General features: G+C 65.6%; 15 protein-coding genes. 5 read left to right on the forward strand and 10 right to left on the reverse strand.

What is annotated here, in order from left to right; translation table 11 throughout:
* Position 1: 1 nt before the first annotated feature.
* The 6 genes from LB532_RS14525 to LB532_RS14550 all read right to left on the reverse strand — a co-directional run bounded on the left by LB532_RS14525 (position 2) and on the right by LB532_RS14550 (position 4,393).
* Complete coding sequence (locus LB532_RS14525) at positions 2 to 1,261, reverse strand: ABC transporter substrate-binding protein (protein WP_140638490.1); 1,260 nt, start codon at positions 1,259 to 1,261, stop codon at positions 2 to 4.
* A 63-nt stretch (positions 1,262 to 1,324) separates the two neighbouring features.
* On the reverse strand, positions 1,325 to 1,756 hold the full coding sequence (locus LB532_RS14530) for a DUF4440 domain-containing protein (protein WP_140638489.1): 432 nt from the start codon (positions 1,754 to 1,756) through the stop codon (positions 1,325 to 1,327).
* Positions 1,753 to 2,808 carry an aldo/keto reductase gene (locus tag LB532_RS14535; RefSeq protein WP_140638488.1) on the reverse strand — a complete coding sequence of 352 codons (1,056 nt, stop codon included), beginning with the start codon at positions 2,806 to 2,808 and terminating at the stop codon, positions 1,753 to 1,755. The genes LB532_RS14530 and LB532_RS14535 overlap by 4 nt, the downstream gene beginning before the upstream one ends.
* A complete protein-coding gene (locus LB532_RS14540) occupies positions 2,805 to 3,164 on the reverse strand; it encodes a TIGR04076 family protein (protein WP_140638487.1) in 360 nt (119 codons plus the stop codon). The genes LB532_RS14535 and LB532_RS14540 overlap by 4 nt, the downstream gene beginning before the upstream one ends.
* 2 nt (positions 3,165 to 3,166) lie before the next feature.
* Positions 3,167 to 3,664 carry a DUF3830 family protein gene (locus LB532_RS14545; protein WP_224556904.1) on the reverse strand — a complete coding sequence of 166 codons (498 nt, stop codon included), beginning with the start codon at positions 3,662 to 3,664 and terminating at the stop codon, positions 3,167 to 3,169.
* The gene (locus tag LB532_RS14550) at positions 3,665 to 4,393 is read right to left on the reverse strand and encodes a GntR family transcriptional regulator (protein WP_140638486.1); all 729 of its coding nucleotides are present in this window, start codon (positions 4,391 to 4,393) and stop codon (positions 3,665 to 3,667) included.
* 147 nt (positions 4,394 to 4,540) lie between these two features.
* Between LB532_RS14550 and LB532_RS14555 the strand changes: the two genes are divergently transcribed.
* From LB532_RS14555 to LB532_RS14575, 5 genes are read left to right on the forward strand one after another with little or no spacing between them, the layout of a single operon-like run.
* Positions 4,541 to 5,341 (forward strand): ABC transporter ATP-binding protein, encoded by an 801-nt coding sequence (locus LB532_RS14555; protein ID WP_140638485.1) that lies wholly within the window; start codon positions 4,541 to 4,543, stop codon positions 5,339 to 5,341.
* Positions 5,338 to 6,105 carry an ABC transporter ATP-binding protein gene (locus LB532_RS14560; RefSeq protein WP_140638484.1) on the forward strand — a complete coding sequence of 256 codons (768 nt, stop codon included), beginning with the start codon at positions 5,338 to 5,340 and terminating at the stop codon, positions 6,103 to 6,105. The genes LB532_RS14555 and LB532_RS14560 overlap by 4 nt, the downstream gene beginning before the upstream one ends.
* Positions 6,102 to 7,010, forward strand: a complete 909-nt coding sequence (locus LB532_RS14565) for a branched-chain amino acid ABC transporter permease (protein ID WP_140638483.1) — start codon at positions 6,102 to 6,104, stop codon at positions 7,008 to 7,010. The genes LB532_RS14560 and LB532_RS14565 overlap by 4 nt, the downstream gene beginning before the upstream one ends.
* A complete protein-coding gene (locus LB532_RS14570) occupies positions 7,007 to 7,984 on the forward strand; it encodes a branched-chain amino acid ABC transporter permease (RefSeq protein WP_181169294.1) in 978 nt (325 codons plus the stop codon). The genes LB532_RS14565 and LB532_RS14570 overlap by 4 nt, the downstream gene beginning before the upstream one ends.
* Complete coding sequence (locus LB532_RS14575; RefSeq protein WP_140638482.1) at positions 7,981 to 9,279, forward strand: NAD(P)/FAD-dependent oxidoreductase; 1,299 nt, start codon at positions 7,981 to 7,983, stop codon at positions 9,277 to 9,279. The genes LB532_RS14570 and LB532_RS14575 overlap by 4 nt, the downstream gene beginning before the upstream one ends.
* 32 nt (positions 9,280 to 9,311) lie before the next feature.
* Here LB532_RS14575 and LB532_RS14580 read toward each other — a convergent pair whose 3' ends face one another.
* The 4 genes from LB532_RS14580 to LB532_RS14595 are packed head-to-tail and all read right to left on the reverse strand — an operon-like array spanning position 9,312 to position 13,664.
* Positions 9,312 to 9,968 carry a GntR family transcriptional regulator gene (locus LB532_RS14580; protein ID WP_140638481.1) on the reverse strand — a complete coding sequence of 219 codons (657 nt, stop codon included), beginning with the start codon at positions 9,966 to 9,968 and terminating at the stop codon, positions 9,312 to 9,314.
* A 28-nt stretch (positions 9,969 to 9,996) separates the two neighbouring features.
* Positions 9,997 to 11,301 (reverse strand): aspartate aminotransferase family protein, encoded by a 1,305-nt coding sequence (locus LB532_RS14585; RefSeq protein ID WP_224556906.1) that lies wholly within the window; start codon positions 11,299 to 11,301, stop codon positions 9,997 to 9,999.
* 6 nt (positions 11,302 to 11,307) lie between these two features.
* Entirely contained in the window at positions 11,308 to 12,366 is a 1,059-nt protein-coding gene (locus tag LB532_RS14590) for a phosphotransferase (RefSeq protein ID WP_140638479.1), read from the reverse strand.
* Entirely contained in the window at positions 12,363 to 13,664 is a 1,302-nt protein-coding gene (locus LB532_RS14595) for an ArgE/DapE family deacylase (protein WP_181169293.1), read from the reverse strand. Before LB532_RS14595 ends, LB532_RS14590 begins: the two co-directional genes overlap by 4 nt.
* Between the last annotated feature and the right edge of the window lie 106 nt (positions 13,665 to 13,770).

Below are 13,770 nucleotides of genomic sequence, written 5' to 3' on the forward strand. Positions count from 1 at the left end.
CCTATTGGAGCTTCGCCTGCAGGGCGTTGACGTCGTCGGTGGTCATTTCACCGTCGGTCGTCACCTTGCCGTCGACGATCTTCCACAAGCGGAACGGACCGGTGATGTCGCCATATTTGTCGAAGGCGACCGGGCCGATGACACCTTCGTAGCGGATCGGCTTGCCGTCCTTGATCAGGCCGAGCGCCTTGGCGAACTCGTCCTTGCCGGCAAAGATCGGCGTGCCGGCCGGATCGACCGCCTTGTACATGGCGTCCTTGATCTTGGCCGGATCCTCCGAGCCGGCGATGGCGATTGCCAGGCCGACAATGGCGCCGGCATCATAGGAACGGTCGGCCGCGGGATTGGACGGTTCGATGCCTGAAAACGCCTTGTAGTTCTTGGCGAAGTAGTCGGTGGAGGCGGTCGGGCTGGTGCCGGACGAGGTGCCATAGGCCTCCTTGAGATAGTCGGCGCCGACGGACTCGATGAAATCAGGGCTGTTCATGCCGTCATTGAGCAGGAATTTCTGCACGCCCCCTTGCGAAATCCAAGTGCGGGCGACGGTGGCGCCGTCAACCGGCGTGCTGACGAGATAAAGCCCGTCAGGCTCGCCGGCCATGGCCGCCGTGACTTCCGAGGCATAGCTCGACTGCTTCTCGTTGTAGGGCGTGTCGGAGACGACGGTGCCGCCGAGCGCTTTGTAGGCCCGCGAGAATTCGGCCACCATGTTGACGCCGAAATCATTGTTGACATGGATGATCGACAGCTTCTTGAAGCCCTTGTCGATGGCGTATTTGGCGGCTGCCACGCCTTGCAGCGCATCGGAGGTGATGGTGCGGAAGAAGATGCCGTTGGTCTTGCCGTCGCGCCCGAGCGCGGTCAGCGTCGGCGAGGACGAAGCCGGCGAGACCTGGACGATCTTGGCCGGTGCGGTGACCGAGGTCAGGATCGGGATCGACACCGAGGAGATGATGCCGCCGATGATCACCGGCACTTTCTTGACCTGAACCAACTGGGTCGCCGCATCGACGGCGATATTGCCCTGGCTCTGACTGTCGCGCGTGTCGGTCACCAGATCGCAGCCGCGAACGCCGCCGGCGTCGTTGATGTCGCGGAAGGCCATCTCGACCGACTTTGCGCCGGCCTGGCCGTATTCACCGGCCGGTCCGGTCAATTCCATGACGAGGCCGACCGTGATCTTGCAGTCGGCGGCATGGGCCGCGCCGGCGAGCGTCACGAGAGCGAGCGCGGTGGTGAGTTGGAGTATCGTCTTTCTCATTGTTGTTCCCCTTGAGCTACACGAATTGAGTTACACGAACCAAATTTCACGCCTGGAGCCTGTTCAGCTTTCCGGCACCTGCAGCCAGGTTTCATGCAGATGTCGCCATTCGACGCCGTTGGGCGCCGATGAACTGGTGGTGAAGAGCGCACTCGACTGACGGCGGCTGTGCTTGCCGTCCCGCAACTGCGCCTCGACATAGAGCACGACGATCGCGTCGCCGGCTTGCCAGCCCGGCCGGATGTCCTCGATCGAGATGGCGAAGGCTTCGTCGCAGGAAGCGCGGCTTGCGCGGACGTGGTCGACGACCGCATCGCGATCGAGGACCTTGCCGTCCGGCGTGACCATGGCCAAGCCTTCGCCCATGACGCGTTCGAAGCGGCTGAAATCGGCCTTGCCGGCGCGCGATGCGATGAACCAGTCGACGAAGAAGCGATGCAACTCGACGATCTCGTTGCTGGCCCGCGAAAACAGGCTTTCGGTGGTGGCGCTCATGGCCGCGCCGCGTTGAGGTTGTAGTGCATGATCGAGCCGTGGCGGCCGTGACGGTCGCGCTCCAGCGTGTAGACGTCGCCGAGCGGGCCTCGGCTCTGGGCGATCACGGCGCCGATCTCCGCCCGGTCCTCGGCCCCGAGCGCGACATCCATGATCTTAGCATTGGCCAGCGCATGCGCCTGGTTGCGGGCGCCGACGATGACGGCCGCCACTTGCGGCTGCTCGAGCACCCACGCACTGGCGACGGTGGCGATGTCGACGCCGTGGCGATCGCCGATCCGCTTCAGCACATTGAGCAGGGACTGGAAGAGCTCCCAGCCGCCGAAATCGTCGATGATCAGCTTGTATTTCACCAGCGAGCGGTTTTCGAGCGGCATATCCGGCTCGGCAGCACCGAGCCATTTCTCGCCGAGAAAGCCGCCGGCCACCGAACCGTAGCAGAGAAAGCTGACGCCGTTGCGCGCGGCGAGCGCGGCGAGGCTCGCCGCCGGACGCTGGTCGAGGACCGAGTATTGCAGTTGCTGGCTGACGACTGGCACGCCGGCCGACAGGATCTCGCCGAGACGCTGCGTATCGAAATTGGTGGTGCCGACATTGCGCACCTTGCCTTCGAGCCGGAGCTCGTCGAGCCAGCCCATCGCGTCGACGTAGCGAGGCACCGAATAGTCCCACCAGTGGAACTGCACGAGGTCGAGCCGCTCGGTCTTCAGCCGCCGCAGAGACTGGTCGACTATGCCTGTGACGTAATCGCGGCTGATGCCGGCGAGCCGCTCGAGGTCCGGCACCAGCTTGGTGTGCACCCTCATCCTGGCGGCGGCATCGAGACCACGTTCGTTGGCCAGACGCAGGCGCGCCGCTCCGATCAGCTCCTCGACGCCGGTGTAGATATCGGCGCAGTCATAGGTCCAGATGCCGGCGTCGAAAGTGGCGATCAGATCGGCCACCGCCTGCTGGCGATCGACCGCGCCGTGGCCGCCGGCCAACTGCCAGCCACCGCGAATGACGCGCGAGATGGTGTAGCCGGGGCTGAGTTCGAAAGTCTTGGCGGTCATCTCTCTCCACTCTCCTTCGGCAGCGGCACAGCCGTGGTCTCGGCGTGACTGAATCGCCGTTTGCCGGTCCTGACGATCCTGAGCCTGCTGGCGCAATTGGGATCGGGACAGGCGATCTCGGTATCCGAGGTCATCCAGTCATTGGCATGGGTGGGGCGTTGCTTCGCCGCCAGCAGCGGCAGCACGGCCGCTATGGAATAGATCGAAAATCCCTGGCCCGCCGGCATCGACAGCATCTCGCCCTTCAGCTCGAAATAGTCGCCGGGCCTGGCGCCGCAATAAACCGGCTTTCCTTCGGGGACGACGGCCTCGACGCGGAGGTCGAAAAGTTCGAAGCTGTCGTCGCGTTCAGCCATTTTCAGCTCTCCAGCCGCGTGAAGGTGACATCGCAGGCGCCATTGCGGCGAATGATGCCGCAGGCAGAAGCGAACTGATCGCGTTCTTCGGGCAGCACCTGCGCAACGACGCTTCCCGCCAGCCAGCCGATCGGAAACAGCAGGCGCGCGCCTTGCCCGTAGAACAGGCCGATGTCGAAGATCGCGTGCGGGTTGCCGCCCCACATGCGCGGCGGCACATAGGAAAGCACGATATCGCCGGGCTGCGGCGTCAGCGTCGCGTTCTCCGCCGGCAAGGCCTGGCCAAAGGCCTCGCCGTCCAGATGTGCCGTGGGGATCGGACAGGAGATTTCCGGGCCGGTCCACATGGCATGAATGCCCGCGACGACGCGCGGCTCGGCCAGATAAGACCACAGGAACGCGGCGTTCTCGGGTGCTTTTTCCGGCAGCAGCCGCGCCGTCACCGACAGCTCGGAACGCGGCTCGGTGATCCTGATGGCGCGTCTGGTCATATCGGGCATTCACTCCGCCTTTGCCGTCAACTTCAGCTTGTCGCGCAGGAAAGCGAAGGGACGGCTGATGTCGGCCACCAGCGCCTCGCGCGCGGCCTGGGCATCCTGCGCGGCAAGCGCGGCGACGATGCTGCGATGATAGTGAGCGGTGTCGACCTCGCCGGCCTCGGAAAAAGCATAGATCGCAACGCGGATGCATGGTCCCGACTGCAGCCAGAGGCTCTCGATCATCGGGATCAGCACGGCGGAACCGCAGGCGCGATAGATTTCGAAGTGAAAACTCTGATTGAGCGTCACCTCGCGATCGACATCCTTCTTGTGCTTCAGCGCCCGCATCTCATCCCATTCACCGAGAATGGTTTCGATGGTGGCGATCTGGCGCGGATCCATACGCGCGGCGGCAAGCGCGATCGCCTCGCCTTCGATCAGGGCACGGGCGCGCAGGAGGTCGTCGATGCGTTCCAGCGTGATCGGCGGCACGCGCACGGACCGGTTGGGAAGCGCTTCCAGCGCCTTCTCCGTAATCAGCCGCCCGAGCGCCTCGCGCACCGGCATGGTGGAGGTGACGAGCGCATCGGCAAGGCCGCGTATGGTCAGAACCTGGCTCGGCTCGAACAGACCGCCGATGAGCGCCCGGCGCAATTCGGAATAGACGCGGTCCTGCACCGTCTCGCGGCCGACCGGCGCGAGTTGCGCGGCGATGACCTCGTTGTTGCGCTCGACAGCAGCCCTTTGCATGGCGTTCCCGATCTCGGCCTTTTCGTCGGCCTAGCCTGTTTTCGGCTTGCGGAGAAAATTAAAGCTGATTAGCGTGATCAAAGCAAGTGTGATCACAAATCAAAAAAAATCAGAAAGCGGCAAAGATCGCTTCGGCCAGAGGGCTTGATGAACGACACGGCGAAACGGCATGGGACGGAGACCCAGGCTCCGGTTCTGGCAGCGAAGAACGTCGTGCGCCGTTTCGGCGGCCTCGTCGCCGTCAACAATGTCTCGTTCGAGGTCCGCCCGGGCGAGATCCTCGGCCTGATCGGCTCCAACGGCGCCGGCAAGACGACGATGTTCGACTTGCTTGCCGGCAGCATCCTGCCGACGAGCGGCGAGATCCGTCTCAACGGGGCGCTCGTCTCCGGCGAAGCAGCGCACCTGCGCATTGGCCGCGGTCTCGGGCGCACCTTTCAGATTCCCCGGCCCTTGCCCAATCTCACGCTGATCGAAAACGTCATGCTCGCCGCGCAAGGTCAGGCCGGGGAGCGGCTGCTCGCCAATTTCCTGATCCCGTGGCGGGTCGCCGCCGAAGAGAAGGCAGCCGCCGAGAAAGCCGCCGAACTGCTTGAGCTCGTTTCGCTCACGCGGCTGGCGCACGAACCGGCGCGGGTGCTTTCCGGCGGCCAGCGCAAACTGCTCGAACTTGCCCGTGTAATGATGGCCGACCCCGCCATCATCCTGCTCGACGAGCCTGCGGCCGGCGTCAACGCCACGCTGCTCGAAGTCATCATCGACCGCATCCGCGACATCAACAGAAGCGGCATCACCTTTCTTCTGATCGAGCACAACATCGACATGGTGACGCGGCTCTGCCATCGCGTCCTGGTGATGGCGGGCGGCGAGCTTCTGTGCGAGGGCACGGCCGACGAGGTGGCGCGCGATCCCCGCGTCATCGAGGCTTATCTCGGGGGCGCGGCATGAGGGGGATCGTGCTCGACGTCCGCAACCTCGAAGCCGGTTACGAACCCGGCGTGCCGATCGTGCGCGGCGCCTCGATCACGGTGAGGAAGGGTGAAATCGTGATCGTTCTCGGTCCCAATGGCGCCGGCAAGTCGAGCCTGATCAAGGCAATTGCCGGTCTCGTCCCGGTCACCGGCGGTACGGTCCTCCTCGACGGCAAGGATATCACCACCGCACCGGCTCACACCATGGTGCGGCTTGGGCTCGCCTTCGTGCCTCAGACCGAGAACGTGTTTCCACTGATGTCGGTCGACGACAATCTCAGGGTCGCCTGCGGCATCATCGAGCGCCGCGAGGTTCCCGCCCGCATCGACGAGATGTACGCGACCTTCCCGGACCTTGCGCGCCAGCGCCGCATCGCCGCCGGCAATCTGTCGGGCGGGCAGCGGCAGATGCTGGCGGTGGCGCGGGCGCTGATCGTCCATCCCAAGGTGCTGGTGCTGGATGAGCCGTCGGCCGGCCTGTCGCCGAAATTCGTCTCGATGGTGTTCGAGATGCTGGCCGGCATCCGCAAGTCAGGCGTCACCATCCTGCTGGTCGAACAGAACGCCAAGGCAGCGCTCGCCATCGGCGACCGCGCCTATGTGCTGGTCGAAGGCAAGGACCGGCACGAGGGCATTGCCTCTGAATTGTGGAGCGATCCGGTGGTCGCCGAACTCTATCTCGGCCAGCGCCCGGACAGCGCCGGCAAGGCCGCGCCTCCAGGCAAGGGGAGTGCGGCATGAACCTGCAATTCATCGTCGACGGATTGCTGACGGGGTCGATGATCGGCCTCGGCGCCATCGGCGTGACGCTGACCTATTCGATCCTGCGCTTCTCGAACTTCGCCCATGGCGACTTCATGGCCTGGGGCACCTATGCGACGCTGGCCGTCGTCGGCGCTATCGGCGCCACGGTCGGCAAGGTGGCGCCGATCGCCCCGCTTTCCTTTGGCTGGCCGCTCATCGTCGCGCTGGTCGTCGGCATGGCATTCACCGCCCTGCTGGCGCTGCTGCTGGACAAGGTGCTGTTCGCGCGGCTGCGCTCTCAGGGCCAGGCCATCATCGTGGTGATGGCAAGCTTCGGCGCCTCGATGGCGCTGCGCAGCCTGCTCGAGTTCATCTTCACCTCACGCCCGACCTATTTCAGCCGCGCCATCCAGATCGCCATGCCGGTCGGCTTCGGCATCCGCATCACGCCCGACCAGATCGCGCTTTTGCTGCTGACCGCGGTTCTGGTGTTGGGCGTGCACCTGTTGATGACGCGCACGCAGACCGGCCGGTCCATGCAGGCCCTGAGCCAGAATGCGGCCCTTGCCCGCGTCGTCGGCATCGACGTCGCCAAGGTGGTGCGTGTCACCTGGATCCTCGGCGCAGCGCTTGCCTGCGTCGCCGGCGTGATGATCGGCATCCTGGTGCAGATCCGCCCATTCATGGGCTTCGACATGCTGCTGCCGATGTTCGCCGCGGCCATTCTCGGCGGTATCGGCAGCATCCCCGGCGCCGTGCTCGGCGGGCTGATCATCGGGCTCGCTGAAGCGGGCGCCGTGCAACTGATCGGCGCCGAATGGCGCGCCGCCGTCTCCTTCATCATCTTGATGGCGGTGCTGTTCGTGCGGCCGATCGGCCTTTTCGGAGTTCGGGAAAGATGATCGACCTCATCGGCTACGGCGCATTCTTCCTGACCACGGCGCTGATCTTTTCGCTGGTCACGCTGGGGCTCAATCTGCAATGGGGGCTGACCGGGCTCTTCAATGTCGGGCTCGCCGGCTTCGTCGCCATCGGCGCCTACACGTCGGCGCTGCTGACGACGCCGGACGATGCCGCGCGTCTGGGCGGTTTTGGGCTACCGATCCTGGCCGGCTGGCTCGGCGCCATGGTCGTCGGCGGCATCGCCGCGGCCCTGACGGGCATCGCCACGCTGCGGCTCAGATCCGACTATCTGGCCATCACCACCTTCGGCGTCGCCGTCGTCGTGCAACTGGTCGCGCTCAATGCTCAGAAACTGACCGGCGGTCCGTTCGGCATCGGCTTCATCCCGCGCCCTTTCGGCAGCCTCGCCGAGACGCCGCTGCTGTTCAACCTGTCGAACCTTGCCGTCGTCTCAGCGGTCACGCTGGTCGCCTATCTGGCGCTGGAGCACCTGTCCCGCAGCCCGTGGGGCCGGGTGCTGAAGGCGCTGCGGGAGGATGAGCGGGCGGCGATTTCGCTCGGCAAGAGCGCGCGCTTCTACCGTGTCCAGGCCTTCGCCGTCGGCGGCGCCATCATGGCGCTGGCAGGCGCGTTGCAGGCGCATTTCACTGGCTTCATCGCGCCGGAGAATTACCTGCCGATCCTGACTTTCCAGGTCTGGGTGATGCTGATCGTCGGCGGCTCGGGCAGCAATCCCGGCGCCGTCATCGGCAGCATCCTGGTCTGGGGGATCTGGGCCGGATCGGGCACGCTGACCAGTGCGCTGTTCCCGCCGGAGCAACAGGCGCGCGCCGCATCCCTGCAGATCGTCGCAATCGGCGTCATGCTGTGCGTCATCCTCCTAGTCCGCCCCAACGGTCTGTTCGGGGAACGGCCGCGCCGGGCACGGCTCGGCAAGCGGGCGAAGGTTGCCGCCCGCGAGAGCGGCTCGTGACCGCAATGGCCCGGCAGGAAGCGCTTTCGCTGTGGCATGCGGTCAGCCGTGAGACCCGCCCCCGGCCGGCGCTGGAAGGCGAGCTCGATGTCGACCTTGCCATCGTCGGCGGCGGCTTCACCGGCCTTTCGACGGCCTTGCATACCGCGGCCAGAGGTCTTTCGGTCGCCGTTCTCGAGGCCGAAACCCTCGCCTGGGGCGCTACCGGCAGGAACGCCGGCTTCATCGTGCCGAACTTCGCCAAAATGGATCCGGATGCGATAAAAGCCCATCTCGGACCCGCGCGCGGCGAGAGGCTGATCGATGTCGCCGCCGGCAGCGCCGATCTGGTCTTCGGCCTGATCAGGCGGCACGGCATCGAGTGCGACGCGGTACAGAGCGGATGGATCCAGCCGGCGCATTCCCCGGCCGCGCTCGAGAAGGTCAAATCACGCGCGGGGCAATGGGCGCAGCGCGGCCGGCCGGCTGTCGTATTGGACCGGCAAGAAGTCGAGGCGCTGACCGGCGCGCGCGGCTATGCCGGCGGCTGGATGGACGGTTCCGGCGGCGTGCTCAATCCGGTCGCCTATGCGCGCGGCCTGGCCGAGGTGGCGGAAAAAGCCGGCGCGCGCCTGTTCGAGCACACGCGCGTCGCCGCGATCGACCCCATCGCGGACGGCTGGTCGCTGAAGACGCGAATGGGTTCGGTGCGCACCGGAAAGGTGCTGATCGCCACCAATGCCTATGGCGGACAGCTCAATCCGGGGCTTCGGAAAAGTTATTTCCCGCTGAAGATCTTCCAGGTCGCGACGGCGCCGCTGCCGCGCGAGGTGCGCAGCCGCCTGTTGCCCGGCGGGCAAGGCGTCGGCGACACGAGACGCAATCTCTTCACCTACCGCTTCGATGCCGAGAACAGGCTGATCAGCGGGGGCATGCATGTCTTTGGGATCGGCGCGGATCGACGCCTGCCGGAAACGATCCGGCGGCGGCTGGCCCGGCATCTCGATCTCCCGAACCTGCCGCCGCTCGCTTATGGCTGGTCGGGGATGGCAGCGGTCGAACCCGATTTCCTGCCCCACCTCATCGATCTCGGACCGGGGCTGATCGCCGGTCGCGCCTGCAACGGTCGCGGGATCGCCATGACCACGGCCATGGGCAAGGTGCTTGCGGATTGGGCTGGAGGAACCGACGCCCGCGATCTGCCGCTGCCCTTTGCGCCGCCGTCGCCGATGCCGTTCCACAGCCTGCTGCGCTTCGCGCCGAACGCGCTGCTGCCGTGGAGCATGCTTCGCGACCGGCTGGACAAGACCGGATAGGCCGATCGCCGGGCCGCGACGGGATCGCATCGTCATTCGGCCGCGCGAAGGTTCCCCGCCAGCACCGCTGCCGCCATGGCGATGTCCTGTTCTATGAAGGTCCTGACGTCGGCGCCATTGCGCTGCGCCAACGCCCCGACGATCTTGCGGTGCGCCTCGTTCGACTGGGGTATGTAGCGCTCGGCCTGCATCAGAAGCTTGAGATAAGGCCCAACCCGGCCCCAGAGGTCACGGATCATGTTGAGCAGGATCGGCGCGCCGGCATGGCGGTAGATGGCAAAGTGGAAAGCCTCGTTGAGCGCGAGATAGGCCCCGGCGTCGCCCGCCTCGATCGCGCGCTGCATGCCCGCCAGCGTGGCCTGTATATCGACCAGACCGTCTTCGGTGATGCGCGAGGCGGCCATCTCACCCGCCAGCCCCTCCACAGCGACGCGGATGCGCGTCAGTTCCTCGAAGGCGGGGGCAGACAGCAAGGGGACGATGATCGAGCGGTTGTTCTGCAACTCCAGAAGCCGCTCGGCGACGAGCCGTTGCAACGCCTCGCGGATCGGCGTCGTCGAAATGCCGAACGTCTCGGCAAGCTTACGGATGACCAATGTCTGGCCCGGGCTGAAGCCGCCCGAAATCAGCTCCTGCTTGAGCGCGCCATAGGCGCGGTCGTTCAGGGTCTGATGTTCGAGCTTCAGCATGTCGATTGCCGCCCCCTTTCCTATCCCCTCACCAGCGCGACAGGGTGCGATCGAGTGTTTCGGCTAGTTGCTCGGCATTGTCCCTGGCGAACGGCAATGGCGGCCTGATCTTCAGCACGTTGCCCCGCGGACCGCATGACGAGATCAGCACGCCGTCCTCGCGCATGGCTTCGACGACCGCCGACGTCCTGGTGGCGGCCAGCGCCTCGTCCCCCTCCGCCGTCAACTCGACGCCGAAATAAAGGCCGTTATGCCTGACATCGGCAACCATGCCGTGGCGACCCTGCAAGGCGCGCAGCAGCTCGCCCGTATAGGCCCCAACCGTGCGCGCGTTCTCGACCAGTCCCTCGCCTTCGATCACGTCGAGCACCGCGATGCCGACGGCGGCGGCGACGGGGTTGCCGCCGAATGTGTTGAAGTAGCCGGTGTTGGAACCGAAGGAGGCAACAAGCTGCGGCCGCACGATGACCGCGGCCATCGGATGCCCGTCGCCGATCGGCTTGCCCATGGTGACGATGTCGGCCTCGAGGCCGTAATTGGCGAAACCCCACATGCCCTGGCCGAGCCTGCCGAAGCCGGACTGGACTTCGTCGGCAATGACGATGCCGCCCGCCTTCCTGACGTGATCGGCGGCCTCGCGCATCACCGATGCATCGGGGAAGAAAATCCCGTCGCTGGAAAATGCCGAGTCGAGCAGCAGCGCCGCCGGGCGCACGTTCTGTGTGCGCATGTCCTCGATGGCGGCGGCGACATTCCTGGCGAAATCGCGTGCGGCCCGGCCCTGGTCGCGAAACGTATCCGGCGCGGCCACGGTCCTGTGCTGCGCGGGCACGCCTTTTGCGCCGACCGCTGCCGGCGACAGCTGCGCCGTGGCGATGGTGGCGCCATGATAGGCGAAATCGGTCATGATCACGCCGGTATTGCCGCTCGAATGCTGGGCGATGCGGATGGCGAGATCGTTGGCCTCGCTGCCGGTGCAGGTGAACATGGCATGGCCGAGATGGGGCGGAAGCGTGCCGAGAAGTCGTTCCGCGTAGTCGAGGATGATTTCGCTGAGATAACGCGTGTGGGTGTTGAGCGTGGCCGCCTGTCCCGATAGCGCCTCGACGACGCGCGGGTGGCAGTGCCCGACCGAAGCGACGTTGTTGTAAGCATCAAGATACTTGCGGCCCTGGGCATCGTAGAGCCAGACACCGCTGCCGCGCACCAGGTGGATGGGGTTGCGGTAGAAGGCGCGGTAGGTCGGACCAAGCAGCCTGGCGCGGCGTTCGAGCAGCGCACGCTCGGACGCACCGGCGTCGGCGTAGGCATTTGCGGGCGAGGATTGGGACACGAGCGTCTACTCCGGTTTGGAATGATCGAGGAAATAGCGGCGGGCATCGCTGTGTGACAGTCCGTCCAGCCGCTCGAGCGAGGCCCAGACCTCGGTGATGAGGCGCAGCACATAATCGCGCTTGGCCGGGAAGCGCTCCGCCTGCCAGCTGGCGATGTTGGCAATGAGCGCCAGGCGGGCACGGATCAGGTCGAACAGGATGCCAATCTCCTCGGCCTCGAGCGGCTGCACCGATCGATAACCGGCGACAAAGCGCGCGGCGGGCGCCAGCGGGTGGCCGTCGGCCGGCCAGCGATAGACGGCGCCGATGGCGAGATCGCAGATCAGCGGCGAATGGATCATGTCGCCGAAGTCGAGGATGCCGCTGACGATCTCGGGCCGCGATGCGTCCATCACCACATTGTAGGAATTCATGTCATTGTGGACGATCTGGGCGCGCAGGCTGGGGATGACGGGCGCGGCGTGCTCCTCGAAGGCATCGATGACGCGCCCGACCATGGCCCGGCGCCCGGCATCGGCGATATGCGCCAGCATGGGCCGCGTCTTGGCGACCTTGCGGATATCCCACAAAAGGTCGCTACCGGCGGCCGGATGGAAGAAGCCGCGCAGTGCCCGGGCAAGACGAGCGAGGAAAATGCCGAGATTGCGATCTTGCACAGCCGATACCGGCGAGCGCGAAAGCAACTGGCCGGGCAAATAGGTGACCAGCCGGATGATGCGCGGCGCCGATCCGCCGATGCCGACCGTGAACTGCGCATCGCCATCGAGGCTTTTGCGCACCGAAGGAACCGGCAAAGCAGGGTCGACCGCAAGGATGTGGTCCAGCGCCTTGTTCTGGAAATCGGTGAAGCCGGCCTCTTCCGCCGGATGCGAGATTTTCAGGACAAACTCGCCATTGCCATCGGTGCGGATGTGGAAATTGTGGTCGCGCTCCCCGGGCAAGGGCTGAGCGGTGCCGGCAAGGCCGTAGTGCCGGCGCAGGATGGCAAGCGCATCGGCGATCGAGACATCGGGCGCGTCCTCGGCCAGCGTCTCGCCGAATGCGTCCGTCACGGCGCCGGTCATGGCCTCGCCTCGGGGTCGACAGGCTCCAGCCCACACCAGTCGGCGATGAACAGCGCGATCGTCTGAGTGACCTTGCGTACGGAATCAAGGTCCACCGCCTCGTCATAGCCATGCGGCATGCGGCAGATCGGACCGTAGACGATGGCCGGCGTGTCGGCGTAGAGGCCGAAGAAGCGCGCATCGGTGGTTGCCGAGGTGACGTGTTCCTGCAGCGGCTCGCCCCAGACGGCGGTATGGCTGCGGCGCAGCACGGCCTCCATTTCGTCGGCGCCCTCCAGCACATAGCCCTCGGCCATGAAGCCGTTGTAGGTCATCCTGGGCGGGCGGTTGGCCAGGAACGGATCGGCGCGGGCCGCATCGGCGATGCACGCCTCGAGCTCCGCCCTGGCATCCTCCAGCTTCTGGCCGGGATAGGTGGCGACACGCATCTCGAACACGCAGCGCGCGGGAACGCTCGATGTCCACTCGCCGCCTTCGATCTTGCCGAGATTGAAACGGATCGGATGCGGGTGATCGCAGAAATGCTTGTCGTCGACCTTGCGCGCGTTCCAGACGATTTCGAGCTGTTTCAACGCCTGGATGATGAGGAAAGCCTTTTCGATGGCGTTGGCGCCGGCCGAGAAAGCGCCCGACGCGTGCTGGGGATCGCCGTCGACCTCGATCCGGAACCAGATCGGGCCGACCTGCGCCCGCATCAGCTTCGGCTCCAGGGGTTCGGGGATGAAGGCGGCGTCGGCGCGGTAGCCGCGCTGCAGGCAAGCGAGCGCGCCATTGCCGGTGCACTCTTCCTCGACCACCGACTGTAAAAAGACCTTCGCGGCCGGTTGATAGCCAAGGCGGCGCAATGCGGCCAGCGCGTAGAGGCTGGCCGAGAGCCCGGCCTTCATGTCGCCGGCGCCGCGGCCATGCATCCAGCCGCCCTCGATGACCGGATCATAGGGATCGCGCAGCCAGCGGTCGAGCGGCCCCGTCGGAACGACGTCGATATGGCCGTTGAGGATCAGCGAGCGGCCGGTCGCGTTTCGCGGCGTGTGGGTGGCGACGACGTTGAAGGCGTCGTCATAGGAGACGGCGACGGGCGAAAAGCCCGGCAGCTCGCGAATCGCATCGACATCGACACGCCACATGTCCACCCTATAGCCATCCGCTTCATACGCGGCTGCCATGAAGGATTGCGCCGCGTGTTCTTCGCCGCGCTGCGAGGGAAAGCGCACGAGGTCCGCGAGGAATTCCACCTGCCGCGCGAAGCCGTCGTCGACTGCGTTCAAAATGGCCTCGTCCGCAATTCGCTCAGGCATGATATTCCGCTTTCCCTTCCATGATGTATCATATCTCATATGCCATCTCCGTGAAATGCAAGGGACAGGCAGGCCAAAAATCTTGACCCACCCCGAGAACCCCTTG

It is taken from the genome of Mesorhizobium sp. ESP-6-2 (assembly GCF_020164675.1).
Classification (GTDB): domain Bacteria; phylum Pseudomonadota; class Alphaproteobacteria; order Rhizobiales; family Rhizobiaceae; genus Mesorhizobium.

Excerpts from the sequence above, each read along its gene's own strand:
- LB532_RS14525 (WP_140638490.1), bottom strand. The coding sequence starts at position 1,261 with ATGAGAAAGACGATACTCCAACTCACCACCGCGCTCGCTCTCGTGACG.
- LB532_RS14530 (WP_140638489.1), bottom strand. The coding sequence starts at position 1,756 with ATGAGCGCCACCACCGAAAGCCTGTTTTCGCGGGCCAGCAACGAGATC.
- LB532_RS14535 (WP_140638488.1), bottom strand. The coding sequence starts at position 2,808 with ATGACCGCCAAGACTTTCGAACTCAGCCCCGGCTACACCATCTCGCGC.
- LB532_RS14540 (WP_140638487.1), bottom strand. The coding sequence starts at position 3,164 with ATGGCTGAACGCGACGACAGCTTCGAACTTTTCGACCTCCGCGTCGAG.
- LB532_RS14545 (WP_224556904.1), bottom strand. The coding sequence starts at position 3,664 with ATGCCCGATATGACCAGACGCGCCATCAGGATCACCGAGCCGCGTTCC.
- LB532_RS14550 (WP_140638486.1), bottom strand. The coding sequence starts at position 4,393 with ATGCAAAGGGCTGCTGTCGAGCGCAACAACGAGGTCATCGCCGCGCAA.
- LB532_RS14555 (WP_140638485.1), top strand. The coding sequence starts at position 4,541 with ATGAACGACACGGCGAAACGGCATGGGACGGAGACCCAGGCTCCGGTT.
- LB532_RS14560 (WP_140638484.1), top strand. The coding sequence starts at position 5,338 with ATGAGGGGGATCGTGCTCGACGTCCGCAACCTCGAAGCCGGTTACGAA.
- LB532_RS14565 (WP_140638483.1), top strand. The coding sequence starts at position 6,102 with ATGAACCTGCAATTCATCGTCGACGGATTGCTGACGGGGTCGATGATC.
- LB532_RS14570 (WP_181169294.1), top strand. The coding sequence starts at position 7,007 with ATGATCGACCTCATCGGCTACGGCGCATTCTTCCTGACCACGGCGCTG.
- LB532_RS14580 (WP_140638481.1), bottom strand. The coding sequence starts at position 9,968 with ATGCTGAAGCTCGAACATCAGACCCTGAACGACCGCGCCTATGGCGCG.
- LB532_RS14590 (WP_140638479.1), bottom strand. The coding sequence starts at position 12,366 with ATGACCGGCGCCGTGACGGACGCATTCGGCGAGACGCTGGCCGAGGAC.
- LB532_RS14595 (WP_181169293.1), bottom strand. The coding sequence starts at position 13,664 with ATGCCTGAGCGAATTGCGGACGAGGCCATTTTGAACGCAGTCGACGAC.